We start from the raw sequence: 26,408 nt of genomic DNA, 5'->3' as shown, positions 1-26,408 counted from the left end.
GAGGAGGGACGGCCGCCGCGGGCACGTGCTTGACCGGTGCCGCGCCAGTTCACCCCGCCGGGTCACCCCGACGGGTCAGCCGGTGAGGGCGCGCACGGTCTCCACGATCGCGACGACGGCGAAGACCAGGAACAGCCCCGCGGCGATCCGGTGCAGCAGCGCGATCGGCAGCCGGTCGGCCAGCTTCCGGCCGAGGAAGGCCGCCAGCGCGGAGATCACCAGCAGGGCCGCCCAGGCGCCGACGAACACCGACAGCGGCTCGGCGTAGCGGGCCGCCAGCCCGGCCGTGGCCAGCTGCGACAGGTCGCCCCACTCGGCGGCGAACAGCACGCCGAACGAGATCGCCGCCGCCCGCACGAAGGAGGTGTCCTCCCGCCTCGCGGCGGCGGCCTCCTCGTCGTCCCCGCCCTTGCGGGACTCCCGCCACAGCAGCACGGCACCGGTCAGGAACAGCACCGCGACCACGGCGCTGACCACCGCCTCGGGCAGCAGCGACAGCAGCGAGCCGGCGGTGACCGCGATCGCCACCTGCAGTCCGAACGCCGCGCCGACGCCGACGAACACCGGCAGCGGCGGGAAGCGGGTGGCCAGCACCAGGGTCGCGAACAGGGTCTTGTCCGGCAGCTCGACGGGCAGGATCAGCACGAAGGCGGCCAGGACGACGGAGAGGACCACGGGTTCTCTTTCTCACTCGCGCAGACCGGCCGGGTGCGCAGACGCCTCCGACCGGCAGCGCACCGACGGGTGGACTGCGGGCGGAAGGTCTCGCCCACCCGCGGCGGCGCGGGCCCGCTGACCGGGCGCGCGAGCGCGCCAGCATGTCGACCAGCGGTCGGGGGGCTACTCCCCTTCTACGGGGGCCAGGGTAGCCGACGCCCCCGGGTGCGCCCGGTGCGCCGCGGCGGTGGCGGCCCGGAGCACCTCCTTGACCGGCAGCTGCAGGGCGCCGGCCAGCGCCGCGACGTCGTCGAACTCGACGCTCACGTTCAGCACCCGCCCGCCGGAGCTGGCGACCTTCACCCCGACCCGGCCGCCGAGCACCGCGACCTCGTCCTGGCGGCGGTCGAGGGCCACCTTGTGCACCGGCTGCACCCGCAGGCCGATCGTCGACGTCGTGGTCAGCACGACCGACTCGACGGCGGCCCGCACCGCCGGCGGGCACAGCACGGACAGCGTGTGCGCGGGCCGGCCCTTCTTCATCAGGATCGGGGTCAGCCAGGCGTCGGAGGCCCCGGCGGCCAGCAGCGCGGTCAGCACACCGGGCCACAGCCGCGGGTCCAGGTCGTCCACGTTGGTCTCCAGCAGCAGCCCGGCGGCCGGCTCGGGCGACACCGGGTCGGTCTCCACCGGGTCGCCGAGCACCAGCCGGACGACGTTGGGCAGCTCCACCGGGTCGCGGCCACCCGCCCCGCTGCCCACCCGCCGGACGCGCAGCGGCGGCAGCGTCGTCCACTGCTGCACCCGGGCGGCCAGCAGCGCCGCACCGGTCGGGGTGCAGGTCTCCGCGGGCACCGGCCCGGCGAGGACCGGGACGCCGGCCAGCAGCTCCAGCACCGCCGGGCCCGGCACCGGCACCACGCCGTGCGCCCCCCGCGCCGAGCCGCTGCCCAGCGCCACCGGCGAGGCGGTCAGCCGGTCGAGGCGGAGGTGCTCGAAGCCGGCGACCACGCCCACCACGTCGGCGAGGGCGTCCAGGGCGCCGACCTCGTGGAAGTGCACCTCGTCGGCGGGCACCCGGTGCACCCGGCCCTCGGCGACGGCCAGCCGTTCGAACACCGCCAGCGCCCCGGCCCGGACGGCGTCCGGCAGCGCAGCCGCCGCCAGGATGCCGCGGACGTCGGCCCAGGTGCGGTGGACGTCGCTGGGCGGGGCGTGCACGTGCACCCGGGCGGCGCCGAGCCCGTGCCGAGTGACCGGCTCGACGGTCAGCGTGACCGCCTCCACCGGCAGCGCGGCGACCGCGGCGGCCGGCACCTCCAGCGGCACCCCGGCGTCGACGAGGGCGCCGAGCAGCATGTCGCCGCTCGCCCCCGCCGCGAGGTCCAGCCAGCCGATCACCGTGACATCGTCGTCCTGGCGGACGACAACGCGGCCAGGTGCCGGTCCCGATCTGCGCTGAGCCGTTGGCCGCGCGTGCGTCGGGAGCCTCCGGCCCCGCGACGCCCCCGCGGAGCCTCCGGCCGCGTGGTCACCTCGCGGTTCTCCTCGCGATCCGCGCGGCGAAGACGCCGGCCGACCAGCCGTTGTCGATGTTGCTGACGACCACGCCCGGCGCGGCCGAGTTCAGCATGGTCAGCAGCGCGCTGAACCCGCCGAAGGAGCTCGCGCCCTGCCCGGCCGACGTCGGGACGGCGACCACCGGCACCTCGGTCAGCCCGCTGACCACGCTGGCCAGGGCGGCGTCCAGCCCGGCGACCACGACCAGGCAGTCGACGTCGGTGAGCAGCGAGGTGTCGGAGACCAGCGGGCGGAGCCGGCTGCCGCCGACGTCGTCGACGCGGACCACCCCCGTGCCGGTGACCCGGGCGACGAAGGCCGCCTCGGCGGCGATCGGGGTGTCGCCGCTGCTGGCGCACAGCACGCCGACCTGGCCGACCGGCTCGGGGATCGGGCCGACCGCCGCGGCCATCGCGGCGTGGTCCATGGTGGTGTAGGCGTCGTGCTCGCTGGCCAGCGCGACCAGGGTGTCGGCGCTGGCCCGGACCACCACCGCGGGGTGGTCGGGGTGCTCGCGGCGGGCCTCGCGGACCAGGGCGAGCACCTGCTCGGTGCTGCGGCCGGTGCCCCAGATGACGTCGGGCCCGGACACCGGGACGGGTCCCCGGGACGCCGGGGTGCCGACCGCAGCCGCCGGCGCGACGGGCGGAGCGGCCGGGGGAGCGGGCGGGGCCGGCGGGAGGGCCGGTTCCGGGGGCAGCTCAGGGGCCGGCTCGGGGGCGGGGTCGACCGGGCCGATCCGGCGGCCGCCGGGCCGGCGCACCGGGCCGCCGAACAGCTCGTCGAGCGGGCTGCGCGGCCGCACCGGCTCCTCGTCGACCTCGTCCGCCGGCTCGTCCTCGGCCCGGTCCTCGAGCTCGTCGTCCGCGGGCTCGTCGTCCGCGGCCTCGTCGTCGCCGGGCTCCACGACGACGGAGTCCACGACGAACGGCTGGTCGGCGGGCTCCACGAGCAGCGGGGCGAAGCCGCCGGCCGCGTCCGCCGGGTCCGTCGCCTGCTGGTCGTCGGTCAGGTCGTCCAGCGGGGAGGAGCTCATGGTCCCCATGATGGCCGTCGTCGCGGCCGTCTCCGGGACGCCGGCCGGCGCCGTGTCGGCGTCCCGGGTCTGGGTCACCCCGGACAGCCGGACGACGCGGTCGCGACCGGCCCGCTTGGCGTCGTAGAGCACCCCGTCGGCGGCGGCGAACAGCGTCCGGCGGTCGTCGCCGCGGGCGGCCTGGGCGATGCCGACGCTGATCCGCACCGGCACCTCGACGCCGAGGGCCGACCAGTCGTGGGCGGCGATCGAGCGGCGGATCCGCTCCATCGCCCGCTCGGCCTGCTCGGCGGTGGTGTCGGGCAGCAGGATGACGAACTCGTCGCCGGCCCAGCGGCAGACCTCGTCGGTGTCCCGGCAGCCGTCGACGAGCAGCTGCCCGACCGCGCGCAGCACGGCGTCGCCGCCCGGGTGCCCGGCGGCGTCGTTGATCGCCTTGAACCGGTCGATGTCGACCACGGCCAGCGCCGGCACCGCACCGGCGGACAGCAGCCCGTCCAGCCGTGCCTCGGCGTACCGGCGGTTGGGCAGGTGGGTGAGCGGGTCCTCGTAGGCCTGCCGGCGCAGCTGCCCGGCGGCCCGCTCGGTCTCCAGCAGGCTCTTGCGCCGGCCGAACAGCTCCACCCAGCGGGTCCGCCGCTCGTCGACCCGGTCCAGCTCGTCGGCGAGGTAGGCCTGCAGGTACGGCAGGGCGCGGGCGGCGTCGTCCAGCTCGGCGTGCAGCGTGCACAGCTCGCGCAGCGCGGCCCGGCGCAGCCGCGCCAGCCCGTGCTCGGTGGCCAGCGCCAGCCCGGCGGCCAGGTGGTCGTCGGCGGCCCGGGGGTCACCGGAGCGGCGCAGCGCCCGGCCCAGGGCCAGCTCCGCGGAGGCGGTCAGCGCGCGGTCCTCGGCAGCGGTGGCCGCCGGGACGACGCGGCGCAGCAGGTCGGCGGCCAGCCGGTGCTCACCGGTGCCGACCAGCGCCCACCCGCGCACCGCCTGGGCGTCGAGCACGCCGCGGTCCTCGGCGGGGAACTGCGCCAGCGCCCGCTCGGCCAGCTCCCGCGCCTGGGCGAAGTGCGGGGCGGCGGCCTCCGCGCTGCCGTCGTCCAGCAGCCCCTCGCCCAGCTCGGCGCAGAGCGCGGCCAGCCGGGTGCCGGCCTCGGCGGCGAGCCGGCGGGCGGACTGCCGGTCGACGTCGGTGGCCCGCTCGCCGGGGACCGCGGCCAGCTGCTCGGCGGCGTCGGCGGCCCGGTGCTGGTAGTCCAGCGCCAGCGGCATCAGCTCCAGGTCGGCGAGCACCGTGGCCAGCGCGCCGAGCGTGTGCACCAGCAGCGGGCCGGCCGGCAGCCCCGGGTCGAGCAGGCTGGCGGCCTCGACCGCCTCGTCCATCGCCGCGTCGACCCGGCGGGACAGCAGCTCGATCCGGGCGTGCCGGGCCAGCCCCGCGGCGCGCTGCAGGTCGTCGTCCTGGGCGTCGAAGGCCGCCCGGGCCGAGCGGACCAGCGCGATGGCGTGCGCGGCGTGGGTCGCGGACTCGGTCCGCGAGCCCCGGTCGCCGGGGGCCCCGGGGCCGGTGGCGTCGCCGGTGGCCCTGGGGGCCGGGTTGAGGTCGAGCGGGCCGTCCTGCTCGGGGCCGCCCTCGACCAGCGGGTCGCCGAGCAGCGAGTAGCCGGCCAGCCGCAGCCGGCGGACCAGCAGCTCGGCCCGCAGCGTGTCGGCCCAGGCGCGGGCCAGCGAGGTCAGGGGTGCCGGGCCGCGGTCGGCGGCCGCGTCGTCGTCGACCTGGCGCAGCAGCGCCTCGGCGGCGTCCAGCTGCCAGTTCGTCAGCGCGGTGCTCACCTGCTGGTGCAGGACCCCGGGCGGCACGAGGGCACTCTGCCCGGTGGGGCCGGGCGTGTCACGCACCGGGGGGTGGGCACGGCGCAGCAGCGCCGGCGGCTCGCCCGCCCGGCGGGCCCGCCGGGCGTTCACGAGCTGGTCCTGCGCGGTCGGGACCGCCGGCTCACGAGGCCATCCCGCCCTCGTCGAACGCCCAGCCCGGACGGCGGGGCGCGCCGCCCAGCACCTCGGCGACCAGCTCGTCGACCGAGGCCGCCGGCAGCACCGCCGTCCGGTTCGGCGGCAGGGGCAGCTGGCTGCCGGCGGCGCGGACCCGGTTGCGGCCGCTGCGCTTGGCGCCGAACAGCTGCAGGTCGGCGTCGTCGAACAGCTCGCGCCAGCTGCGCGGCCCCGGCGTCCCCGCGGGGCCGGTGGTGGCCAGCCCGATGCTCACGGTGACCGGCACCGGGACGTCGAGGGCGGCCCAGTCGGCGTCGGCCACGGCGCTGCGCAGCCGCTCCATCACGACGAGGGCCTGCGCCTCGCCGGTGTTGGGGAGCACCACGACGAACTCGTCGCCGGCCCAGCGGAACACCTCGTCGCCGACGCGGCTGTGCTGGCGCAGCAGCTCGGCGACCCGGCGGAGCACCGCGTCCCCGTGCAGGTGGGAGTTGGCGTCGTTGACCGACTTGAAGCCGTCGACGTCGACGATGCCGAGGGACACCGGCTCGCGGTCGGCCCGCAGGTCGGCCATCCGCCGCTCGGCGGACCGCCGGTTGCCCAGGCCGGTCAGGGTGTCCTCCAGGGCGTGCCGGCGGAGCACCGCGGTCTGCCGTTCGGCCTCGCGCAGCCGGCTCCGGCGGACGAACATCTCCGCCCACAGCTCGCGGTGCCGCAGGTGGTCCGACGAGGTCTCCGCGCGGTAGGCCTCCAGCCAGTGCAGCGCCTCGGTGGTCAGGCCGACCGCGGCCGCCGCCTGCCCCAGCTCCAGCAGGCACTGGCGGTACCGCCGGCGGTCACCGGCCGCGGCGAACGCGCCCGAGGCGGTGACCAGCAGCTCGACGGCCTCCCCGCCCAGGCGGCTGCCGCCGTCGCGGGCGCTCAGCCGGCCCAGCAGCCGGGCCAGCACGAGGTCGGCGTACCCGGCCAGCCACAGGGCGGCGCCGTCGGCGGCCCCGGCGGCGAGGTGCCGGCGCACCCGGCGCAGCGGCGGCAGCGCGTCGTCCAGCTCGCCGCGCAGCGTCATCGCCCACGCCTGGACGACGTCGAGCAGGTCGCTGTCGGCGTCGGTGGGCTCCCACGGCAGCTCGCGCGCCGCGGTGGCGCTGCGGACCGCCACCGCGGCGAGCTCGGCGCACCGGTCCTGGTCGCCGCGGCGGTGCACGGTCTGGGCCAGCTCCGCGTGCTGCTGGGCGCACAGCCGGAGCAGCTGCCAGTGGTCGCCGAGGTCGGGCAGCGCCGCCGCCACCTGCACGCCGCGCATCGCCTGGGCGACGGCCAGCTCCTCGAGGTCGAGCCGGGTCAGCGCCAGGGACAGCCAGTGGTGGGCCTGGTGCAGCGACCGGCTCGGCGGCTCGGTGGCCACCTGGTCGGCCAGCAGGCTGGCGTCCACGGCCAGGTGCAGGGCGGCGTCGAACCGGTCGGCGGCGATCTCGACGTTCGCCAGGTACGCCAGGGTCAGCGCGCGCTCGGCCGAGACCCGGCACTGCTCCAGGGCGGCCCGGGCGACCGCGACCTGGGCCGCCGAGCGGTCCACGTCGCCGTCCAGCAGCGCGGCCCGGGCGGCGAAGGCGGCGGCCCAGGCGTCCCAGCAGGCGTCGCCGGTGGCGGCCAGCGCGTCCGCGGCCAGGGCCAGCTCGGCGGCGAACACCCGGGCGTCGGCGTCGCTGGCGGCCAGCAGCCGCCAGCGGACGGCGTCGAGGAGGTCCTCCTCGACCGTTGCGGGCCCCGGGGTCACGCGTCCCTCCTGTCAACTGTCGGGGTCCGCGCGGTGCGCGTTCCCGGCTGGTGACGAGGCAGCTCCCCCCGCACCGGGCACCCGACTGGAGCGGGTCCCCGGGACGGCCGCACTACCCTCACCGGATGCCGAGTGCAGGACACAGCGCAGCGCCGACGAGGTTCGCCTATCTGGGGCCCGAGGGTACCTTCGCCGAGGCTGCGCTCGTCAGCCTCGTCCGGTCGATGGGCCCCGCGGCCGAGGTCTACGCCCGCCCGGAGGCCAGCATCCCCGCCGCGCTGGCCGCCGTCCGGGCCGGGGACTGCGCGGCGGCGCTGGTGCCGCTGGAGAACTCGGTCGAGGGCTCCGTGCCGGCCACCATGGACGGGCTCGTCGACGGCGACCCGCTGGTGATCACCCGGGAGGTCTTCCTGGAGGTGGGCTTCGTGCTCGCCGTCCGGCCCGGCACCACGACGGCCGACGTGCGCAGCGTGGCCAGCCACCCGCACGCGCTGGCCCAGTGCCGCGGCCGGGTCGCCGGGCTGCTGCCCGACGCCGACGTGGTGCCGACCGCCTCCACCGCGGACGCCGCCCGCCGGGTCGCCGACGGCGAGTACGACGCCGCCGTCTGCGCCGCGATCGCCGCGGAGCGCTACGGGCTGACCGCCGTCGCCACCGACCTGGCCGACCACCCCGGCGCGGTCACCCGGTTCGTGCTGGTCCAGCGGCCCGGGCCGCTGCCCGGCCCCACGGGCGCGGACAAGACCACGATCACCGCCGTCGTCCGCGACCGGACCGGTGCGCTGCTGGACCTGCTGGCCGAGTTCGCCGTGCGCGGCATCAGCCTGACCCGGATCGAGTCCCGGCCCACCCGGGAGCGGCTGGGCGTCTACTCCTTCTCCCTCGACTGCGAGGGCCACGTCCTCGACGCGCGGGTCGGCGACGCGCTGGCCGCGCTGCACCGGCTGTGCGCCGACGTCCGGTTCCTGGGCTCCTACCCCCGGGCGGACGCCGGTGCGGGCAAGCCGGTGGAGGAGCGGGTGGGCGACGAGGCCTTCGCCGCGGCGCAGGCGTGGCTGGGACGGGTGCGCGGGGGCGCAGCGGTCTGACACCGTCGCCCCCCTCGATCTGCCCGTCACGGTGACCCAGTGTGCTGCCTCGAGCACTGGGCGCAAAGCCCCGCCGAGGACCGGTCCGTCACACCCGCGTCGGGCGGCCCGTCCGCCGCGGTTGCGCTGGAGTGCACTCCAGCTCCTAGCGTCTGCGGCATGAGACCAGTGGCCGGGTACGCGGCGTACGAGCCGCACGAGGACCTCCGCCCGATCGAGTTCGCCCGCCGCGACCTCCGGGACGACGACGTCGCGGTGCGGGTGACCCACGTCGGCGTCTGCCACAGCGACCTGCACGCCGTCGAGAGCCGGGCCGCCGGTGACCCGCCGCTCGTGCCCGGCCACGAGTTCACCGGCGAGGTGACCGCGGTCGGCCGGGACGTCACCCGCTTCCGGGTCGGCGACGCGGTGGCCGTGGGCAACATCGTCGACTCGTGCGGCGTCTGCGTGAACTGCCTCGCGCACCGGGAGCCCTACTGCACGGAGTTCCCCGCGACCACGTACGGCGGCCGCGACCTGCGCGACGGCACCCCCACGCAGGGGGCGTACGCGACGGAGTACGTCGTCCGCGACGCCTTCGCCTACGCCCTGCCCGCCGGCCTCGACCCGGCCGCCGTCGCGCCGCTGATGTGCGCCGGCGCCACCACCTGGTCGCCGCTGCGCCGAGCCGGCGTCGGGCCCGGGGCGCAGGTCGGCGTCGTCGGACTGGGCGGGCTGGGCCACCTCGCGGTCAGGTTCGCCGTCGCCCTCGGTGCGCGGGTCACCGTCTTCACCACCTCCGCGGCCAAGGCCGACGACGCCCGGGCTCTCGGCGCGCACGACGTCGTCGTGTCCACCGACGCCGCGGCGGTGGCCGCGGTCGCCGGCACGCTGGACTTCGTGCTCGACACCGCCTCCAGCGCGCACGACCTCGCCCCCTACCTCGGCGCCCTGCGGCTGGACGGGACGCTCTGCGTGCTCGGCCTCCCGGCGCAGTACGTGGTGCCACCAATGGCGCTGCTCGGTCGCACCCTGACCGTCTCCGGCTCCGCCGGCACCGCGGAGACCCAGGAGATGCTCGACTTCTGCGGCGAGCACGGGCTCACCGCAGACGTCGAGGTGCTGCCGCTGGCCGAGGTGAACACGGCGCTGCAGCGGCTGGCCCGCAACGACGTCCGCTGGCGCTTCGTGCTGGCAGTGACGGCCTGACGTGGCGGGCACGACCGGAGTGGCGGAGAGCCTGGCGATCGGCCAGGTGGCCGAGCGGACCGGCCTGAGCATCGACACGCTCCGCTGGTACGAGCGCCAGGGGCTGATCCCGCTGGTCGAGCGGACGGCGACCGGGCAGCGCCGCTACCCGCCCTCCGTCGTCCGGTTCATCGCCCTCGTGCAGGCGCTGCGGCGCACCGGCATGCCGGTCGCCGACGTGCGGGCCTTCGTCCAGCTCGGCGGCGGGCAGCTGCGCCACCACACCGAGCGGCTCGCCCTGCTGGAGCGGCAGGAGCGGCTGATCGAGGAGCAGGTCCGCCAGCTGGCGGTCGACCGCGAGGTCGTCCGGGACAAGATCGCGGTGTACCGGGAGCTGGTGGCCGCGGGGCTGGACTGCGAGGACCAGCCGCCGGAGGACGCCGACTGGCGCACGTCGCGGGGGTCGTGACCTACAGGTAGAGCCCGGTCGACTCCTCGATCCGCTCGGCGGCGACGGCGTGCACGTCGCGCTCGCGCAGGATCACCAGGTCCTCGCCGTGCACCTCGACCTCGTGCTGGTCCTCGGGGGAGAACAGCACCCGGTCGCCCACCTTGACCTGCCGCACGTTCGGCCCGACGCCCCGGGCCTCGCCCCACACCAGCCGCTTGGCGACCTGCGCGGTGGCAGGGATCAGGATGCCGCCGCTGGACCGGCGGTCTCCGTCCTCCTTGCGGAGGGAGACCAGCAGGCGGTCGTGCAGCATCTTGATCGGCAGCGAGCCGGCGGTCCGGTCGACGTCCTCGGGCACGTCCGGCAACGCTACCCGGCCCGCACACGCGCGGTCCCGCGCAAGCCCCCCGTGGGAAGGCGCGCGAAACCGCGCGTGGGAAGGCGCGCGAAACCGCGCGTGGGAAGGCGCGCGTGGGAAGGCGCGCGAAACCGCGCGTGGGAAGGCGCGCGAAAGCGCGGCGTGGGGGAGTGCGGTCAGCCCCAGCCGAGGGCGTGCAGCTTCTCGTCGTCGATGCCGAAGTGGTGCGCGATCTCGTGTACGACGGTGACGGTGACCTCCTCGGCCACCTGCTCCTCGTCCTCGCAGATGTCGCAGATCGCCTCGCGGTAGATCATGATCCGGTCCGGCAGCGCGCCGCCGTAGTCGGCGCCCCGCTCGGTGAGCGCGTACCCGTCGTAGAGCCCGAGCAGGTCCGGCTCGTCGGGGTGCCGGTCCTCCACCAGGACGACGACGTTGTCCAGCAGGCCGAGCAGCTCCGCCGGCACCTCGTCGAGCGCGTCGGCCACCAGCTCCTCGAACCGGGCCAGCGGGACGGCGTTCACCAGCTGGTCGGCATGGGGCGGCCCTCCTCGTAGCCGGCCGCGCTCTGCACCCCCAGCACCGCGCGCTCGTGCAGCTCGTCGACGGTGCGGGCGCCGGCGTAGGTGCACGACGACCGGACGCCGGCGACGATCCCGTCGACCAGGTCCTCGACGCCCGGGCGGGCCGGGTCCAGGTACATCCGCGAGGAGCTGATGCCCTCCTCGAACATCCCGGCGCGGGCCCGCTCGAAGCCCGAGGCCCCCGACGTGCGCGCTCTGACCGCGCGGGCCGAGGCCATCCCGAAGCTCTCCTTGTACCGGCGGCCGGCGCCGTCGTCGTACAGGTCGCCGGCGCTCTCGTAGGTGCCGGCGAACCAGGAGCCGACCATCACGTTGGCGGCACCGGCGGCCAGCGCCAGCGCGACGTCGCGGGGGTGCCGCACCCCGCCGTCGGCCCAGACGTGCTTCCCCAGCTCGCGGGCCGCGGCGGCGCACTCCTCGACCGCGGAGAACTGCGGGCGACCGACCCCGGTCATCATCCGGGTGGTGCACATGGCGCCCGGGCCGACGCCGACCTTGACGACGTCCGCCCCGGCCTCGACCAGGTCGCGGGTGCCCTGCGCGGTGACCACGTTGCCGGCCACGACCGGGGTGCTGCCGGCCACCGAGCGCACGGCCGCGACCGCCTCGAGCGCCTTCTCCTGGTGCCCGTGCGCGGTGTCCACGACCAGGACGTCGACCCCGTGCGCCATCAGCGCCGCCGCCTTGCCCGCGACGTCGCCGTTGATGCCGACCGCGGCGGAGGTGAGCAGCCGGCCGCCGGCGTCGAGCGCGGGGGCGTAGATCGCCGAGCGCAGCGCGCCCTTGCGGGTGATCAGCCCGACCAGCTGGTCGCCCTCCACGACCGGCGCGGCGTTGACCCGCTCGTCGGACAGCACGTCGAAGACCTTGGGCAGGTCGGTGCCGGCCGGGATGGTCAGCGGGTCGGGGGTCATGACCTCGGACAGCTGGGTGAACCGGTCGACGCCGGCGCAGGACCCGTCGGTGACGATGCCGACCGGCCGGCCGCCCTGGACGACCACGACGACGCCGTGCGCCCGCTTGCCCATCAGCGACAGCGCCTCGGCGACGGTCGAGGTGGGGCCCAGGGTGATCGGGGTGTCGTAGACGGTGTGCCGGGCCTTGACCCAGGACACGACCTCGCCGACGACGTCGATCGGGATGTCCTGCGGCAGCACGGCCAGCCCACCGCGGCGGGCGATGGTCTCGGCCATCCGCCGTCCGGAGATCGCGGTCATGTTGGCGACCACGACCGGGATCGTCGTCCCGACCCGGTCGGGGGTGGTCAGGTCCACCTCCAGCCGGGAGCCGACCGTGGAGTGCGCCGGCACCATGAAGACGTCGGCGTAGGTCAGGTCGTGGGCCGGACGGGCGTCACCGAGGAACCGCATGCCCCCATTGTCGCGTAGGCCGGGTCCGGGGTCACCGTGTGCCACACCCGGACTCCGGTGGGACCACGGGGCGTCCTCCCGGGGACACCTACGATCAGGGCGTGATCGACCTGCGCCTCGTCCGCGAGAACCCCGACCTCGTCCGCGCCAGCCAGCGTGCCCGGGGCGCCGACGAGTCCCTGGTCGACGCCCTGCTCGCCGCGGACGCCGACCGGCGCGCCGGGGTCAAGGCCGCCGACGACCTGCGGGCGGAGCAGAAGGCGGCCTCCCAGGCGGTCCGCGGCGCGTCGGCCGAGGAACGCCCCGCCCTGCTGGAGAAGGCCAAGGCGCTGGCCGCGCAGGTGAAGGAGGCCGAGGAGGCCGAGCGCACCGCGGACGCCGCGCTGCACGCCGTCCACCTGCGCATCCCCAACGTCGTCCACCCCGACGTGCCCCCGGGCGGCGAGGACGACGCGGTCACCCTGCGCACCGTGGGCGAGGTGCCCGCCTACGACTTCGAGGTCAGGGACCACCTGCAGATCGGCGAGGCGCTCGGCGCCATCGACATGGAGCGCGGCGCCAAGGTCTCCGGTGCCCGCTTCTACTTCCTCACCGGGCCCGGCGCGATGCTGGAGTTCGCCCTCGCCCAGCTGGCGATCACCCGCGCGGTGGCGGCCGGCTTCACCCCGGTGGTCGCGCCGGCGCTGGTCAAGCCCGAGGCGATGGAGGGCACCGGCTTCCTCGGCGAGCACGACGAGGAGGTGTACCGGATCGAGCGGGACGACCTCTACCTCGTGGGGACGTCGGAGGTCGCGCTCGCCGGGATGCACGCCCGCGAGGTGCTCGACCTGTCCGCCGGACCGCGGCGTTACGCCGGCTGGTCCTCCTGCTTCCGCCGCGAGGCCGGCTCCTACGGCAAGGACACCCGCGGCATCATCCGGGTGCACTGGTTCGACAAGGTCGAGATGTTCAGCTTCTGCGCCCCCGAGGAGGCCGCCGCCGAGCACCTCCGCCTGCTGCAGTGGGAGGAGGAGTTCCTGCAGGCCCTGGAGCTCCCCTACCGGGTGGTCGACATCGCCGCCGGCGACCTGGGCACCAGCGCCGCCCGCAAGTTCGACATCGAGGCGTGGTTCCCGAGCCAGGGCACCTACCGCGAGCTGACCAGCACCTCGGACTGCACCACCTTCCAGGCCCGCCGGCTGCAGATCCGCACCCGGGACGCCGACGGCAAGCCGCAGCCGGCCGCCACGCTCAACGGCACGCTGTGCGCGATCGCCCGGACCATCGCCTGCCTGCTCGAGGTGCACCAGCGGGCCGACGGCTCGGTGCACGTGCCGGTGGCCCTGCGCCCGTGGCTGGGGGGCCACGCCGAGCTGACCCCCGGCATGTCGCTGGCCGCGGTGGCCGGGCCCCCGGCATGACGGCGTCCCACCCGGTCCGGCCGGCGTTCGTGCCGGAGTCGGGGGCCGGCACCGTCGTCGAGCTCGGCGACCTGGCCGCGGCCCTGGACGGCTGGCGGCCGCGGCTGGTCGCCAGCGACCTGGACGGCACGCTGCTGAGCTCCGCCGGTGAGGTCAGCCCCCGCACCCGCGCCGCGATCGACGCCTGCCGCGCCGTCGGGATCCCGTTCGTCGGGGTCACCGGCCGGGGCCCGCGGCTGCTGGACAGCGTCCGGGCCGCGATGGGCGGCACCGGCATCGCGGTGCTCGCACAGGGCGGGTACGTCGTCGACTTCGGCGACGGGGGACGGACCGAGGTGCTGCGCACCGTGGGGATGTCCAACGAGGACGCCACCGCGGTGATCGGTGCGATCGAGGCCGCGGCCGGTGAGCTGGTCGTGGCCGTCGAGGACGCCGCCGAGCAGTCCGAGGCCCTGCGCCCGCTGCGCGTGCAGCACGGCTTCGACTGGCCCTACCCGGAGCCGGCGCACCTGCTGCCCCGGCACGAGGTGCTGCCGGTGGGCGCGGTGCTCAAGGTCTTCCTGCGTTCCCCCCGGCTCGGGGAGGACGAGCTGCTCCGGCTCGCCCGCGGGGTGGTCGACCCGGCCGTCGCCGAGCTGACCCACGCCGGCCTCGGCTTCATCGAGGTGCTGCCCCCGGGCGTCACCAAGGCCACCGGGCTGGCGGTGGCCCTCGACCACCACGGGCTCGGCTTCGGCGACGTCCTGGTGTTCGGCGACATGCCCAACGACCTGCCGATGATCCGGGCCGTCACCGCGGCCGGCGGGCGCTCGGTGGCGATGGCCAACGCGCACCCCGAGGTGCTGGCGGCCGCGGCCGACCGGACCAGCGGCTCGGACGCCGACGGGGTCGCCCGGTACGTCGAGGCCGTGCTGGCCCTGGGGAGCGCCGGTGTCTGACTGGCGACCCAAGCTCATCGTCAGCGACCTCGACGGCACGCTGCTGCGCAGCGACGAGACGATCAGCGACGCCACCCTGGCCGAGCTGCGGCGCTGGTCGGACGCCGGCGTCCCGCTGGTCATCGCCACCGGCCGGCCGCCGCGGTGGATGCTCGGCGTCCGCGAGCGGTTGGGCGGCGGCATCGCCATCTGCTGCAACGGCGCCGTGCTGCTGGACCTGGCCCCGTTCACCGTGCTCGACGAGGACCCGCTGACCCCCGACGTGCTGTCCGCGATCACCGGCGAGCTGCGCCGCCGGCAGCCGGGCACCTGGTTCGCCGTCGAGTACGGCGACCAGTTCCGCCACGAGCCGGTGTACCAGCCGCGGTGGGACGTGAACGCCCCCGGCGTGGCGGTCGCGACGCTGGCCGAGATGGTGTCCCAGCCGGTGGCCAAGCTGCTCGCGCGGCACGAGGACCTGCCCCGGGACGAGTTCGTCGACCTGGTCAGCGACGTGGTCGGGGCGACGGCCACCGTCACCAACTCCTCCACCGACGCCCTCGCCGAGATCTCCGCCCGGGGCGTCACCAAGGCCAGCGGCCTGGCCCGGCTCGCCGCTGAGCGCGGGCTGGACGCCGGTGACGTCGTCTACTTCGGCGACATGCCCAACGACCTGGCCGCCTTCGACTGGGTGCGGGAGGGCGGCGGGCGCGCGGTGGCGATGGCGAACGCCCACGCGGACGTGCTGGCCGCGGCCACCGACGTCACCGAGCTCAACGACGCCGACGGGGTCGCGGCCTTCCTGGCCAGCCTGCCGCACTGACCGGCGGAACCGGGCGACCTCGTACCGTTTCCCGCACTCGCCTGGAATCGGTACCGGGCCTGCCGATCACAGCTCTCGAGACGGCGCAGAGCAGCGCCCGGCAGAGAGGCACGCCATGACCGACGTCCGGGCCGACGACGAGGCCACCCCGACCGACCGTCCGCTGGGATCCCGGTTCGGACTGCGCAGCCGCCTGCTGGCCGCCTTCCTGACCGTCGCCCTGGCCACCCTGGTGGTCGGCGCGTTCGGCGTCCAGCGGATGTCGGTGCTCAGCCAGCAGGCCGAGGAGGTCTACCAGGAGGGCACCGTCCCGCTCCGCGAGCTGCTGATGCTGCGCTCGTCCTGGTGGGAGTACCAGGCGAACGACGCGCGCGGGCGCTCGGCCGGCCTGACCCCCGAGGCCGTCAGCACCGTCGTGGAGCAGGCCGCCGCCGCCCGCACCCGGATGGCCGAGTACGCCGAGTCGCTGGAGGGCGAGCAGCTGCAGCCCGAGGTGACCGCGGCGTTCGTCGCCTTCCAGGACGCCGTGCAGCGCTTCGACGACACCTCCGCCCGGCTCGGCGCGGAGATCGCCGCCGGTGACGCCTCGGCCCTGGTGCGGCTGCTGCCGGACCTGCAGCAGGCCGAGATCGACGCCATCGAGGCGCTCAACACCGCCAGCGACGCGCAGTCCGCCGTCGCCAGCGCCACCGCCGACGAGGCCGCGGCCGCGTACACCTCCGCCCGCACGCTCACCGTCCTGGTGGTGCTGCTCGGGCTGGCGGTCTCCGTCGTCCTCGCCGTGGTGGTCGCTCGCAGCGTCACCCGGCCGGTGCAGCGGATCCGCGAGGTGCTGGCCCAGGTGACCGCCGGTGACCTGCGGGCGCGTGCCGGCCGGACCGGCGGCGCCGAGCTGGAGCAGGTGGCCGTCTCCCTCGACGAGACCCTCGACGCGCTCAGCGGCGTGCTGACCCTGGTCAACGACTCGGCCGGCCGGCTGGCCGCCGCCTCCTCGCAGCTCAGCGCGGGTGCGCAGTCGATGTCGGCGAACGCGCGGACGGCGGCCGGCCAGTCCGACGTCGTCGTCGCCTCGGCCGGTGAGGTCGCGTCGAGCGTGGACACCGTGGCGACCGGCTCGCAGCAGATGGAGGCGGCGATCCGGGAGATCTCGCAGAACGCCAGCGAGGCCTCGCGGGTGGCCGGGCAGGCGGTGGCGGTCGCGGAGAACACGACGCGGACCGTCGGCAAGCTCGGCGACTCCTCGCAGGAGATCGCGACGGTGGTGAAGCTGATCAACGGCATCGCCGAGCAGACCAACCTGCTGGCGCTCAACGCCACGATCGAGGCGGCGCGGGCCGGCGAGGCGGGCAAGGGCTTCGCCGTGGTGGCCAGCGAGGTCAAGGAGCTGGCGCAGGAGACGGCGCGGGCGACCGAGGACATCTCGCGGCGGGTGGAGGCGATCCAGGCCGACACCGCCGGTGCGGTGGACGCGATCGGGGAGATCAGCTCGGTGATCGGCCAGATCAACGACTACCAGGCGACGATCGCCGCGGCGGTCGAGGAGCAGACCGCGACCACCAACGAGATGAACCGCAACGTCGCCGAGGCGGCCGGCAGCTCCCGCAGCATCGCCACCGCGATCACCGGGCTGGCGGCCGGCACCGCGGAGACCAACGAGCGGGTCGACGACGCCCAGCGGTCCGCCGCCGAGCTCGCCCGGATGAGCGACGAGCTGCAGCACGCCGTCAGCCGCTTCACCGTCTGAGGCCCGCCGCCGCCCTGGTCTTGGATCAGGTCCCCTGATCAAACGCCGTCCTCCCGCACCAACGCCGGTGCGGGAGGACGGCCGTCGATCAGGGGACCTGATCGAAAGCGCAAAGCGGACAGCGGACGGCGGTGTCAGAGGTACTGGCCGCCGCCGGGGCGGTGGTCCTGCGCCGGGGCGCCGGGGGGCAGGGCCTTGCGCCGCATCTCCTCGAGCTGGGCGCGGGCGGCCATCTGCTGGGCGAACAGCGCGGTCTGGATGCCGTGGAAGACGCCCTCCAGCCAGCCGACCAGCTGGGCCTGCGCGATCCGCAGTTCGGCGTCCGACGGCGTCTCGTCCTCGTTGAACGGCAGCGTGATCCGCTCGAGCTCCTCCCGCAGCTCCGGGGCGAGGCCCTGCTCGAGCTCCCGGATCGACGAGGCGTGGATGTCGCGCAGCCGGTTGCGGCTGGCGTCGTCCAGCGGCGCCGCCCGGACCTCCTCCAGCAGCTGCTTGATCATCGTGCCGATCCGCATCACCTTCGCGGGCTGCTCGACGAGGTCGCCGACACCGCCCATGCCCGCGCCGTCGTCGCCGTCATGGGGCATGGCCATCGCCCCGACCGGCTGGCCGTCGGGGCCGACGACGAGGACCTGCTGGGCGTGCGGCTCACCGGGGCCTGGTGCAGTCATGCCCCCCATCCTGCCCCGCGCGCGCCACCTGCCGCCGGGGTGTGCCGGTGGGGAGCCCGCGCACCGGGGTCGGGCTGGACGACGAACTACGCTCCCCGCATGTCGTCGGGGGCGCGTCTGCTGGACGTCGCCCGCGTCCGCGGCCTGTTCCCCGGGCTGTCCGACGGGCTGCTGCACGCCGACGGGCCCGGTGGGGCGCTGATGCCGGAGAGCGTCGTCCGTGCGGTGTCCCAGGCGATGCGGGTGCCCATCGCGAACCGCGGCGGGGTGTTCGCCTCCTCCGCCCGGGCCGAGCAGCTGGTCTCCGGCGCGCGGTCGGCCATCGCGGACCTGGTGGGCGCCTCGCCGGCCGGGGTGGTGCTCGGGCCGAACCTGACCACGCTGACCTACACCTTCGCCCGCGCCCTGGGGAAGCACTGGCGGGCCGGTGACGAGATCGTGGTCAGCCGGCTGGACCACGACGCGAACGTGCGGCCCTGGCTGCAGATCGCCGCCGAGCTGGGGATGGTCGTCAAGTGGGCCGAGGTGGACATCGAGACCGGTGAGCTGCCGGACTGGCAGTACGACGACCTGCTCACCGACCGGACCCGGCTGGTGGCGGTGACCGCGGCCAGCAGCGCCATCGGCACCTGCCCGGACGTCGCCGCCATCGCCCAGCGGGCGCACCGGGTCGGCGCGCTGGTCTACGTGGACGCGGCCCACGCGGCCGCCCACATGCCGCTGGACGTGATCGACCTGGAGGCCGACTTCCTGGCGCTGAGCGCCTACAAGTGGGGTGGTCCGCACGTCGGCGCGGTGATCGCGCACCCGGGTCTGCTGGAGGAGCTCCGCCCGGACAAGCTGGTGCCGGCCCCCGACCGGGTGCCCGACCGGTTCGAGCAGGGCACCCCGCCGTTCGAGCTCTACGCCGGGGTGGCCGCGTCGGTCGACCACCTGGCCGCGCTGTGCGCCGACGTCCCCGGGACCCGGCGCAACCGGTTGGCCGTGTCGATGGAGGCGGTCGCCCGGTACGAGGCGCGGCTGTTCGACTGGCTGGACGACGCGCTGCGGTCGATGGCGCACGTGCAGGTGCTCGGCTCCCCGCAGTACCGGACGCCGACCATGTCGATCACCGTGTCGCGGATGCGGCCGCGGCAGGTGGCCCGCGAGCTCGCCCGCCGGGGCGTGTGCGCCTGGGACGGCGACTTCTACTCCCGGGAGCTGTTCGACGCGATCGGCGCCAACGAGGCAGGCGGCGCGGTGCGGCTCGGGCTGATGCACTACAACACGCCCGAGGAGGTCGGTCACCTCATCGACCACGTCTCCGCCCTGCGCTGAGGGAGGATCCGACTGCCCCCCACGACTCGCAGGCTCGTCGCGCGCCCCTGCAGCCAGGCCGTCACCCGGGGAGCAGCAGGACCTTGCCGATGTGGTCGCTGGCCTCGATGAGGGTGTGCGCCTCGGCGGCGCGGGACATCGGCAGCCGCCGGTCGACGATCGGGCGGACCGTCCCGCGCTCGACGTCGGGCCACACGTCGTGCCGCACCGCGGCGACGATCGCGGCCTTGCCGCCGGGGCCGGTGGCCGGCCGGGAGCGCAGCGTCGTGGCCGCCACCGAGGCGCGCTTGCGCATCAGCTTCCCGAGGTCCAGCTCGGCCTTCGTACCGCCCTGCATGCCGATGCCGACGAGCCGGCCACCGGTGGCCAGCACCTCGACGTTCCGGTCCAGGTACCTGGCCCCGATGATGTCCAGGACGACGTCGGCGCCGTGCCCGTCGGTCGCGTCCCGGACCACCTCGACGAAGTCCTCGTCCCGGTGGTTGACCAGGATCTCCGCGCCCAGCTCGCGGCAGAACGCCAGCTTCGCGGCGCTGCCGGCGGTGGTGGCCACCCGGGCGCCGGCCCGGGCGGCCAGCTGGATGGCCATGGTGCCGATCCCGCTGCCCCCGCCGTGCACCAGGAAGACCTCGCCGGCGCGCAGGCCGGCGAGCATGAACACGTTGGACCAGACGGTGCAGACCACCTCCGGCAGCGCGGCGGCGGTGGCCAGCTCGACCCCGGCCGGGCGGGGCAGCAGCTGCCCGGCCGGGACGGCGACCCGCTCGGCGTACCCGCCGCCGGACAGCAGGGCGCAGACCTCGTCGCCGACCGACCAGCCGCTGACGTCGGCGCCCACCTCGCTGATGACGCCGGAGCACTCCAGGCCGAGGACCTCGCTGGCCCCCGGCGGCGGTGGGTAGTGCCCCTGGCGCTGCAGCAGGTCGGCCCGGTTCACCGCCGCGGCGGCGACGTCGACCAGCACCTCGCCGGCCCCGCAGACCGGGTCGGGCACCTCGCCCCACCCCAGCACGTCGGGACCGCCGGGCTCGCTGATCGTCACCGCACGCATGCCGGTGACCCTACGAGGCGCGGGCCTTGAGGTCCTTGCGCAGGATCTTGCCGGCCATCGACTTCGGCACCGCGTCGATGAACTCGACGAGCCGGATCTTCTTGTGCGGGGCGAGCCGCTCGCCGGCCCAGGCCTGCACCGCCTCGGCGGTGATCTCCGAGCCGGGCGCCCGGACGACGAAGGCCTTGGGCAGCTCCTCGCCGCTCTCGGTGTCCAGCACCCCGATCACCGCGGCGTCGGCGATCTCCGGGTTGCCCAGCAGCACGGCCTCCAGCTCGGCCGGCGCCACCTGGTAGCCCTTGTACTTGATCAGCTCCTTGACCCGGTCGACCACGGTGTAGCGGCCCTCGTCGTCGACGACCGCCACGTCGCCGGTGTGCAGCCAGCCCTCGTCGTCCAGGGTCTCCGCGGTGGCCTGCGGGTTGTTCAGGTAGCCCTTCATCACCTGCGGCCCGCGCACCCACAGCTCACCGCGCTCGCCCGGGGCGGCGTCCTCGCCGGTGGCCGGGTCGATGAGCCGGCACTCGGTGTTCGGCAGCGCGAAGCCGACCGTGCCCTTGGGGGTCGGGCCGGCGCCGGCCGGCTCGAGGCCGACCTCGGGGGTGGTGTGCGAGACCGGCGACAGCTCGGTCATGCCGTAGCCCTGGCCCACCGACGTGCCCTCGGCCGCGCCCTTGCGCAGCCGGTCCTGCGCCAGCTGGGCCAGCGACTCGTCGAGCGGGGCCGCGCCCGAGGTGACGCTGCGCAGCGAGGAGAGGTCGAAGGAGTCGACCAGCGGGTGCTTGGCCAGCGCCAGCACGATCGGCGGGGCGACGAAGGCCCGGGTGATCTTGTGGTCCTGGATGACCCGGAGGAACTGCTCGAGGTCGAACCGGGGGAGCGTGACGACGGCGCCGCCCCACTGCAGGCCCTGGTTCATCAGCACGGTCAGCCCGTAGATGTGGAAGAACGGCAGGACGGCGATGATCCGCTCGTTGCCCTCGTCGACCCCGGCCAGCGGGCGGGACTGGCTGACGTTGGCCACCAGGTTGCGGTGGGTGAGCATGACGCCCTTGGGCAGCCCGGTCGTGCCGCTGGAGTAGGGCAGCGTGACCAGGTCCTCCGCCGGGTCGATGTCCACCTGGACGGCGGGTGCGTCGGCGGTGAGCAGGTCGCGCAGCGAGGCGTGGCCCTCCGCGCCGTCCATCACGATGACCTCGTCGACCGGCGCCTTCTCCACCGCGGCCAGCGCCCGGTCCAGGAACGGCGAGACGGTGACCAGCACCTTCGCCCCGGAGTCGGTCAGCTGGAAGGCGATCTCCTCGGGCGTGTACAGGGCGTTGACCGGGCTGATGACGCAGCCGGCCGCGGCGATGCCGTGGAAGACCACCGGGTACCAGATGGTGTTCGGGCTGAAGACCGCGACGACGTCGCCCTTGCGCAGGCCCCGGGCGTGCAGGGCCGCGGCGAGGCGCTCGACGTAGAACGCGAGCTCGCCGTGGGTGATGGTCTCCCCGGAGAGGCCGTCGACGAGGGCCGGGCGGTCGGCGCGGTCGGCGACGCCGGCCAGCACGAACTGCGGCACGGACAGCTCCGGGATCTCGACATCGGGATAGCGGCTGGACAGCGCCACGGGGTCCTCCTCGACTCAGGTGCGGTGACGCCAGTCTCACACCAGACGTGGCCTGCGACACACCCGGGTTACCGGCGAGTAGGTTGGATTCCCGGACCGTGACCTGCGGCGATGCCTCCCGCGGCGGTCAGCGCGGCCAGAGCACCGACTGCGTGCAGCGGAACAGCGCGAGGGTCTTCCCGGTCGCCGCGGCGGTCACCACCGCGTCCCACACCTGCGTCGTCCGGCCGGCGTGCACGTTGGTGGCGACCGCGTCGATCCGCCCCTCGCGCGCCGTCCCGAGGTGGTTGCTCTTGAGCTCGATGGTGGTGAAACCGGTCGACCCCTCGGGCAGCAGCGCCCGGGTGGGCAGGCCGCAGCTGGTGTCGGCCAGGGTGACCACGGTGCCGGCGTGCAGGTAGCCGTTGGGGGCGAGCAGCTCGGGCCGGACGTCGAGGTGGCTGGTCAGCCGCCCGGGCTCGTGGCTGTCGATGACGATGCCCAGCAGGCCGGGGAGCGTGCCCGGCAGCAGTGCGTTGAGCTCGTCGGCGGTGAGGAACCCGGTGGCGGCCATGGCGAGGAACCTAGGGGAGCCCCGACCCACCGGGCGAAGATGGCCATCTCCGCCCCTCCCGGCACCGGCGAAGACGGCCGTCTTCGCCCTGGAGGGAGGGCTGGGCGGTGGCCCCGGCCGGTGCGACCGAGCATCCTGTCTCCCTGTGAGCGACGCGGCGAAGGACGACCTGCTCGAGTACCTGCACCGGTCCCGGGAGGCGGTGGTCTGGAAGCTGACGGGCGCCTCGGAGCTCGACGTCCGGCGGCCGCTGACCCCGACCGGCACCAACCTGCTGGGCCTGGTCAAGCACCTGGCCGGGGTGGACGCTGGCTACCTCGGCGGGGTCTTCGGCCGCCCGTTCCCCGAGGCGCTGCCCTGGGGCGCCCAGGACGCCGAGCCGGACGCCGACATGTGGGCCACCGCCGACGAGTCCCGCGGGGAGCTGCTCGCGCTGTACCGCCGGGTGTGGGCGCACGGCGACGCCACGGTCGCCGCCCTGGACCTGGACACGACCGGCACGGTGCCCTGGTGGCCCGAGGAGCGGCGGCACCCCACGCTGCGGCGGGTGCTGGTGCACCTGATCGGGGAGACCCACCGGCACGCCGGGCACGCCGACATCGTCCGCGAGCTGGTCGACGGCGCGGTCGGCGCGAAGGAGGGCCTGCTGCTGATGGGGTCCGACGACCCCGCGCAGTGGTCCGTCCACCGCGCGCGGGTGCAGGCGGCGGCCGAGGAGGCCGCGGGCCGCGGGTAGCAGCCCGTCAGGCGAGGCCGCGGGTGGTGCGCGCGGGCGGCCGGTCGCCGCGGATCGAGGCGACCATGTCCAGCGTCTGCCGGGTCTCGGCGACGTCGTGCACCCGGAACACCCGGGCGCCCAGCCAGGCGCTGACCGAGGTCGCGGCCAGGGTGCCGGTCAGCCGCTCTCCGACCGGCACGTCGAGGGTCTCGCCGACGAAGTCCTTGTTCGACAGCGCCACCAGCACCGGCCAGCCGGTGGCGACGAGCTCGTCGAGCCGCCGCGTGGCCTCCAGCGAGTGCCGGGTGTTCTTGCCGAAGTCGTGGCCGGGGTCGACCAGCACCCGCTCCCGGTCCACGCCGGCCCGAACGGCCGCCTCGGCCAGCGCCGTCGTCCGCCGCACCACGTCGGCGACGACGTCGGCGTAGGTGACCCGGTGCGGCCGAGTCCGCGGCGGCAGCCCGCCGGCGTGGGTGCACACGATGCCGGCGCCGGCCTCGGCGGCGACCACGGCGAGCTGCGGGTCGACCCCGCCCCAGGCGTCGTTGACGACGTCCGCCCCGGCGGCGAGCACCTCCCGGGCGACCTCCGGCCGCCAGGTGTCGATCGAGATCGGCAGCCGGGGGTGGGCGGCGCGGACGGCGGCGACCAGGTCGACGGTCCGGCGGATCTCCTCCGCGGCGTCGACCTCCGCGCCCGGTGCGGCCTTGACCCCGCCGACGTCGACCATGTCCGCGCCCTCGGCCACCACCTGCTCGACCCGGGCCAGCGCGGCGTCGAGCCCGTAGGTGGCGCCGCGGTCGAAGAACGAGTCGGGGGTGCGGTTGACGATCGCCATCACCACCAGCCCGCCGTCCGGCACGTCGAGGGCACCGATGCGCAGCATGGGCCCACTCAACCAGCCGGGGCGGGCGCGCCGTGGCAGCGTCCAGGGGTGTCCACGAGCCCTGACGACCTGCCCGACGACCTCACCGACGCCCTCGACCGGGTGGCCGCCGATGCCCGCCCGCTGGCCGAGGACGACGAGGTCGCCCAGCCGGGTGCCGGCCCGGAGCGCTTCGCGCTGGCGCTGTGCGAGCTCGACGGCACCGAGCACGTCGCCGGCGACGCCGACGTCGGCTTCCCGGTGCAGAGCGTGGTCAAGGTGTTCACGCTGACCGCCGCGCTGCGGATGGTCGGCGAGGAGGTCTTCGAGCGGGTCGGCCGCGAGCCGTCCGGCGACCCCTTCGACTCCCTCGTCCAGCTCGAGCGCGAGCACGGCGTGCCCCGCAACCCGTTCATCAACGCCGGCGCGGTCGTCGTCTGCGACGTGCTGGTGGGGGCCGCCGGGTCGCCCGGGGAGGCGGGCGCCGCGGTCGTCGACCTGCTGTCGGACCTGGTCGGCGAGCGGCTCGAGCCCGACCCGGCGGTGCTGGAGGAGGAGCGCGCCGGGGCCGCGCTGAACACGGCGATGGGCCACCTGATGCGCTCGTTCGACAACTTCCGGCACCCGGTGGCGGAGGTGGTGGACGCCTACGTCCAGCTGTGCGCGCTGACGGTGACGACCCGCCAGCTGGCCCGCGCCGCGCGGTTCCTGGCGAACGACGGGGTGGACCCGCGGACCGGCGACCGCGTGCTGGACGAGCCCCTGGCCCGGCGGGTGAACGCGGTGATGCTGACCTGCGGCACCTACGACGCGGCCGGGCAGTTCGCCTACGACGTGGGCTTCCCGTGCAAGAGCGGGGTGGCCGGCGCGGTGATGGGCGACGTGCCGGGCCGGTTCGGCGTCTGCGCCTGGTCGCCGCCGCTGGACCGCGCCGGCAACTCCCGGGCCGGCCGGGCGGCGCTGCACCTGCTCAGCGAGCGGTTGGGGCTGTCCCTGCTGTAGCCCGGCAGACTGGGCGGGTGACCGAGTTCCCGCCCGCCCCTCCCCGCGTCGACCCGCCCTACCGCGACGGTGAGCGCGCCGCCGTGGAGGCCTGGCTGGAGTTCCACCGGGCGACGCTGCTGACCAAGTGCGCCGGCCTGACGCCCGAGCAGCTGGGGGAGCGGTCGGTGCCGCCGTCCTCGCTGAGCCTGCGCGGGCTGCTGCGGCACATGACGGAGGTCGAGCGCAGCTGGTTCCGCCGGGTGCTCGCCGGGCAGCAGGCCGCGCCGCTGTACTACGGCCCGGACGACGAGGACGGCGACTTCGACGCGATCGGCCGGGACACCGACCACCCCGACACCGCCACCGCCGTGGCGCGGGAGCTCGCCGCGTTCACCGCCGAGTGCGGCACGAGCCGGGCGCTGGCCGCCGAGCACGACTCGCTGGACGACGTCGGCGCGGGGCTGCGGCACGGCCAGCAGGTGTCGCTGCGCTGGATCTACCTGCACATGATCGAGGAGTACGCCCGGCACAACGGCCACGCCGACCTGCTGCGCGAGCGCATCGACGGCGTCACCGGCGACTGACGGAGGGCCCCGTCGCCCCCCCGCCACTCGCAGACTCGGGGCGGCCCCCTGCGACGGGGCCGTACCCGCCCTCCTCGGCGTTGATCAGGTGAGCTCAACGCGCGTGCTCCTGGCTCACCGCAGGAGCTGAGCCAGGAGCACGCGGGATCAGGTCACCTGATCAATGCCGGGGAAGGCGAGGGGGTCAGCGGACGGCGCCCCAGGGGAGGACGGCGTGCACGCCGACCACCTGGTTCACCACCTGGGTCACCCGCAGGTCGACGACCACGCTGGCCAGGGCCAGGGCGTCGGAGCGGCCGATGCCGTGCAGCGCCGCCATGACGTCGAGCATCGCGTCCAGCGCGATCGCCATCGCCTCGTCCAGGTCGTCGGCGACGCCCATCGTCACCCAGCCGGCCGGGGTCCGGGCGACCGGCGTGGTCAGCGGGGCGCCGAACAGGCCGGGCAGCAGGTCGAGGGTGAGGTCGACCCGGTCCATCGGGCACTCGATCGCGGTGCCGCTCACCTCGCCGTCCCCCTGCGCGGCGTGCCCGTCGCCGACCGACAGCAGCGCGCCCGGCACGGTGACCGGCAGGTAGAGCGTCGCGCCGGCCACGAGCTCGCGGCAGTCGAGGTTCCCGCCGTGCCAGTAGGGCGGGATGGTCGAGTGCTCGCCCGGCTCGGCCGGCGGCACCCCCACCACGCCGAGGAACGGCCGCAGCGCCACCGTGTGCCCGGCCTGGTTGCGGCCGGTGCCGGCGGTGGCGTCCAGCGTCCAGCGGTGGACGACGGGTGACGCGGTGACGCCGAGCCGGTCGTTGAGCGCGGTGGACCGCAGGCCGCAGTACGTCGTCCCGAAGGGGCCGGGGACGACGTCGTCGACGCGGACGGCGAGCACCTGCCCCGGCTGCGCCCCGGCGACGGCGACCGGACCGGTCAGCGCGTGCCCGGCGGCCGGGTCGTGCGCCGGGTGCCGGGGGCGGGCGGCGAGGCCCGCCGCGGTGTCCGGGCCGGTGTAGGGCCCGGTCGACCAGCCGGAGTCCAGTGTGCCGATCCGCACCGTCGTCCCGGGCTCGACGGTCAGCACCGGCGGGCGGGCGGGGTTCCAGGACCCGTGCAGCGTGGAGGCGTCGGGCAGCAGCGTCACCATGCGCCCATCCTG

24 protein-coding genes are annotated in these 26,408 nt (G+C 75.7%); 11 read left to right on the top strand and 13 right to left on the bottom strand.

The annotated features are described in order from the left end of the window. Window positions 1-75: 75 nt before the first annotated feature. The 4 genes from HL054_RS18215 to HL054_RS18200 all read right to left on the bottom strand — a co-directional run bounded on the left by HL054_RS18215 (window position 76) and on the right by HL054_RS18200 (window position 7,010). Window positions 76-675, bottom strand: coding sequence for a TMEM165/GDT1 family protein (locus tag HL054_RS18215; RefSeq protein ID WP_369140479.1), 600 nt, complete (start codon window positions 673-675; stop codon window positions 76-78). Between the two features lie 165 nt (window positions 676-840). Then, window positions 841-2,058, bottom strand: a complete 1,218-nt coding sequence (gene larC, locus HL054_RS18210; RefSeq protein WP_369140478.1) for a nickel pincer cofactor biosynthesis protein LarC — start codon at window positions 2,056-2,058, stop codon at window positions 841-843. Window positions 2,059-2,188: 130 nt separating this feature from the next. Then, window positions 2,189-5,101, bottom strand: a complete 2,913-nt coding sequence (locus HL054_RS18205) for a diguanylate cyclase domain-containing protein (protein ID WP_369140477.1) — start codon at window positions 5,099-5,101, stop codon at window positions 2,189-2,191. A gap of 136 nt (window positions 5,102-5,237) precedes the next feature. Beyond that, on the bottom strand, window positions 5,238-7,010 hold the full coding sequence (locus HL054_RS18200; RefSeq protein ID WP_369140476.1) for a diguanylate cyclase: 1,773 nt from the start codon (window positions 7,008-7,010) through the stop codon (window positions 5,238-5,240). A gap of 125 nt (window positions 7,011-7,135) precedes the next feature. Here HL054_RS18200 and pheA point away from each other — a divergent pair, with 125 nt between their 5' ends. The 3 genes from pheA (at window position 7,136) to HL054_RS18185 (ending at window position 9,734) form a co-directional block, all read left to right on the top strand. After that, complete coding sequence (gene pheA / locus HL054_RS18195) at window positions 7,136-8,098, top strand: prephenate dehydratase (RefSeq protein ID WP_369140475.1); 963 nt, start codon at window positions 7,136-7,138, stop codon at window positions 8,096-8,098. Window positions 8,099-8,257: 159 nt separating this feature from the next. Further along, window positions 8,258-9,286, top strand: a complete 1,029-nt coding sequence (locus HL054_RS18190; protein ID WP_369140474.1) for an NAD(P)-dependent alcohol dehydrogenase — start codon at window positions 8,258-8,260, stop codon at window positions 9,284-9,286. Window position 9,287: 1 nt separating this feature from the next. After that, a complete protein-coding gene (locus tag HL054_RS18185) occupies window positions 9,288-9,734 on the top strand; it encodes a MerR family transcriptional regulator (RefSeq protein ID WP_369140473.1) in 447 nt (148 codons plus the stop codon). 1 nt (window position 9,735) lies between these two features. Here the strand turns inward: HL054_RS18185 and HL054_RS18180 are convergent, their stop codons facing one another. From HL054_RS18180 to HL054_RS18170, 3 genes are all read right to left on the bottom strand, one after another. After that, window positions 9,736-10,074 (bottom strand): GroES family chaperonin, encoded by a 339-nt coding sequence (locus HL054_RS18180; RefSeq protein WP_369140472.1) that lies wholly within the window; start codon window positions 10,072-10,074, stop codon window positions 9,736-9,738. A gap of 176 nt (window positions 10,075-10,250) precedes the next feature. Next, window positions 10,251-10,598, bottom strand: coding sequence for a metallopeptidase family protein (locus HL054_RS18175; protein ID WP_369140471.1), 348 nt, complete (start codon window positions 10,596-10,598; stop codon window positions 10,251-10,253). Then, entirely contained in the window at window positions 10,595-12,028 is a 1,434-nt protein-coding gene (locus tag HL054_RS18170; protein ID WP_369140470.1) for a GuaB1 family IMP dehydrogenase-related protein, read from the bottom strand. The genes HL054_RS18175 and HL054_RS18170 overlap by 4 nt, the downstream gene beginning before the upstream one ends. Before the next feature lie 101 nt (window positions 12,029-12,129). On the opposite strand from HL054_RS18170, the gene serS reads away from it, so the two are divergent. From serS to HL054_RS18150, 4 genes are all read left to right on the top strand, one after another. After that, a complete protein-coding gene (gene serS, locus HL054_RS18165) occupies window positions 12,130-13,428 on the top strand; it encodes a serine--tRNA ligase (protein WP_369140469.1) in 1,299 nt (432 codons plus the stop codon). Next, entirely contained in the window at window positions 13,425-14,366 is a 942-nt protein-coding gene (locus HL054_RS18160) for an HAD family hydrolase (protein WP_369140468.1), read from the top strand. The genes serS and HL054_RS18160 overlap by 4 nt, the downstream gene beginning before the upstream one ends. After that, a complete protein-coding gene (locus HL054_RS18155) occupies window positions 14,359-15,168 on the top strand; it encodes an HAD family hydrolase (protein ID WP_369140467.1) in 810 nt (269 codons plus the stop codon). Before HL054_RS18160 ends, HL054_RS18155 begins: the two co-directional genes overlap by 8 nt. Window positions 15,169-15,283: 115 nt before the next feature. Further along, window positions 15,284-16,912, top strand: a complete 1,629-nt coding sequence (locus HL054_RS18150; RefSeq protein WP_369140466.1) for a methyl-accepting chemotaxis protein — start codon at window positions 15,284-15,286, stop codon at window positions 16,910-16,912. 134 nt (window positions 16,913-17,046) lie between these two features. On the opposite strand, the gene HL054_RS18145 is transcribed toward HL054_RS18150, so the two are convergent. After that, window positions 17,047-17,583: a bacterial proteasome activator family protein gene (locus HL054_RS18145; protein ID WP_369140465.1), complete on the bottom strand. Its 537-nt coding sequence runs from the start codon at window positions 17,581-17,583 to the stop codon at window positions 17,047-17,049. 99 nt (window positions 17,584-17,682) lie between these two features. Here HL054_RS18145 and HL054_RS18140 point away from each other — a divergent pair, with 99 nt between their 5' ends. Then, on the top strand, window positions 17,683-18,900 hold the full coding sequence (locus HL054_RS18140) for a cysteine desulfurase-like protein (RefSeq protein ID WP_369140464.1): 1,218 nt from the start codon (window positions 17,683-17,685) through the stop codon (window positions 18,898-18,900). A gap of 61 nt (window positions 18,901-18,961) precedes the next feature. Here the strand turns inward: HL054_RS18140 and HL054_RS18135 are convergent, their stop codons facing one another. From HL054_RS18135 to HL054_RS18125, 3 genes are all read right to left on the bottom strand, one after another. Beyond that, window positions 18,962-19,951, bottom strand: a complete 990-nt coding sequence (locus HL054_RS18135) for an NAD(P)H-quinone oxidoreductase (protein ID WP_369140463.1) — start codon at window positions 19,949-19,951, stop codon at window positions 18,962-18,964. 10 nt (window positions 19,952-19,961) lie between these two features. Further along, entirely contained in the window at window positions 19,962-21,563 is a 1,602-nt protein-coding gene (locus HL054_RS18130; RefSeq protein ID WP_369140462.1) for a 4-coumarate--CoA ligase family protein, read from the bottom strand. 127 nt (window positions 21,564-21,690) lie between these two features. Further along, window positions 21,691-22,116, bottom strand: a complete 426-nt coding sequence (locus tag HL054_RS18125; RefSeq protein ID WP_369140461.1) for a PaaI family thioesterase — start codon at window positions 22,114-22,116, stop codon at window positions 21,691-21,693. A gap of 145 nt (window positions 22,117-22,261) precedes the next feature. Between HL054_RS18125 and HL054_RS18120 the strand changes: the two genes are divergently transcribed. Beyond that, window positions 22,262-22,852 carry a DinB family protein gene (locus tag HL054_RS18120; protein WP_369140460.1) on the top strand — a complete coding sequence of 197 codons (591 nt, stop codon included), beginning with the start codon at window positions 22,262-22,264 and terminating at the stop codon, window positions 22,850-22,852. 7 nt (window positions 22,853-22,859) lie between these two features. Here HL054_RS18120 and folP read toward each other — a convergent pair whose 3' ends face one another. After that, a complete protein-coding gene (gene folP / locus HL054_RS18115) occupies window positions 22,860-23,720 on the bottom strand; it encodes a dihydropteroate synthase (RefSeq protein WP_369140459.1) in 861 nt (286 codons plus the stop codon). A 48-nt stretch (window positions 23,721-23,768) separates the two neighbouring features. Between folP and glsA the strand changes: the two genes are divergently transcribed. Both glsA and HL054_RS18105 read left to right on the top strand, forming a co-directional pair. After that, the gene (gene glsA / locus HL054_RS18110; protein WP_369140458.1) at window positions 23,769-24,701 is read left to right on the top strand and encodes a glutaminase A; all 933 of its coding nucleotides are present in this window, start codon (window positions 23,769-23,771) and stop codon (window positions 24,699-24,701) included. A 17-nt stretch (window positions 24,702-24,718) separates the two neighbouring features. Further along, on the top strand, window positions 24,719-25,267 hold the full coding sequence (locus HL054_RS18105; protein WP_369140457.1) for a DinB family protein: 549 nt from the start codon (window positions 24,719-24,721) through the stop codon (window positions 25,265-25,267). A gap of 184 nt (window positions 25,268-25,451) precedes the next feature. On the opposite strand, the gene HL054_RS18100 is transcribed toward HL054_RS18105, so the two are convergent. Beyond that, window positions 25,452-26,396: an acetamidase/formamidase family protein gene (locus HL054_RS18100; protein ID WP_369140456.1), complete on the bottom strand. Its 945-nt coding sequence runs from the start codon at window positions 26,394-26,396 to the stop codon at window positions 25,452-25,454. Between the last annotated feature and the right edge of the window lie 12 nt (window positions 26,397-26,408).

This window comes from Modestobacter versicolor (genome assembly GCF_041028285.1).
Classification (GTDB): Bacteria; Actinomycetota; Actinomycetes; order Mycobacteriales; family Geodermatophilaceae; genus Modestobacter; species Modestobacter versicolor_A.
The sequence above is the reverse complement of the archived record's forward strand: the minus strand, read 5'-3'. Positions and strand labels throughout refer to the sequence as shown.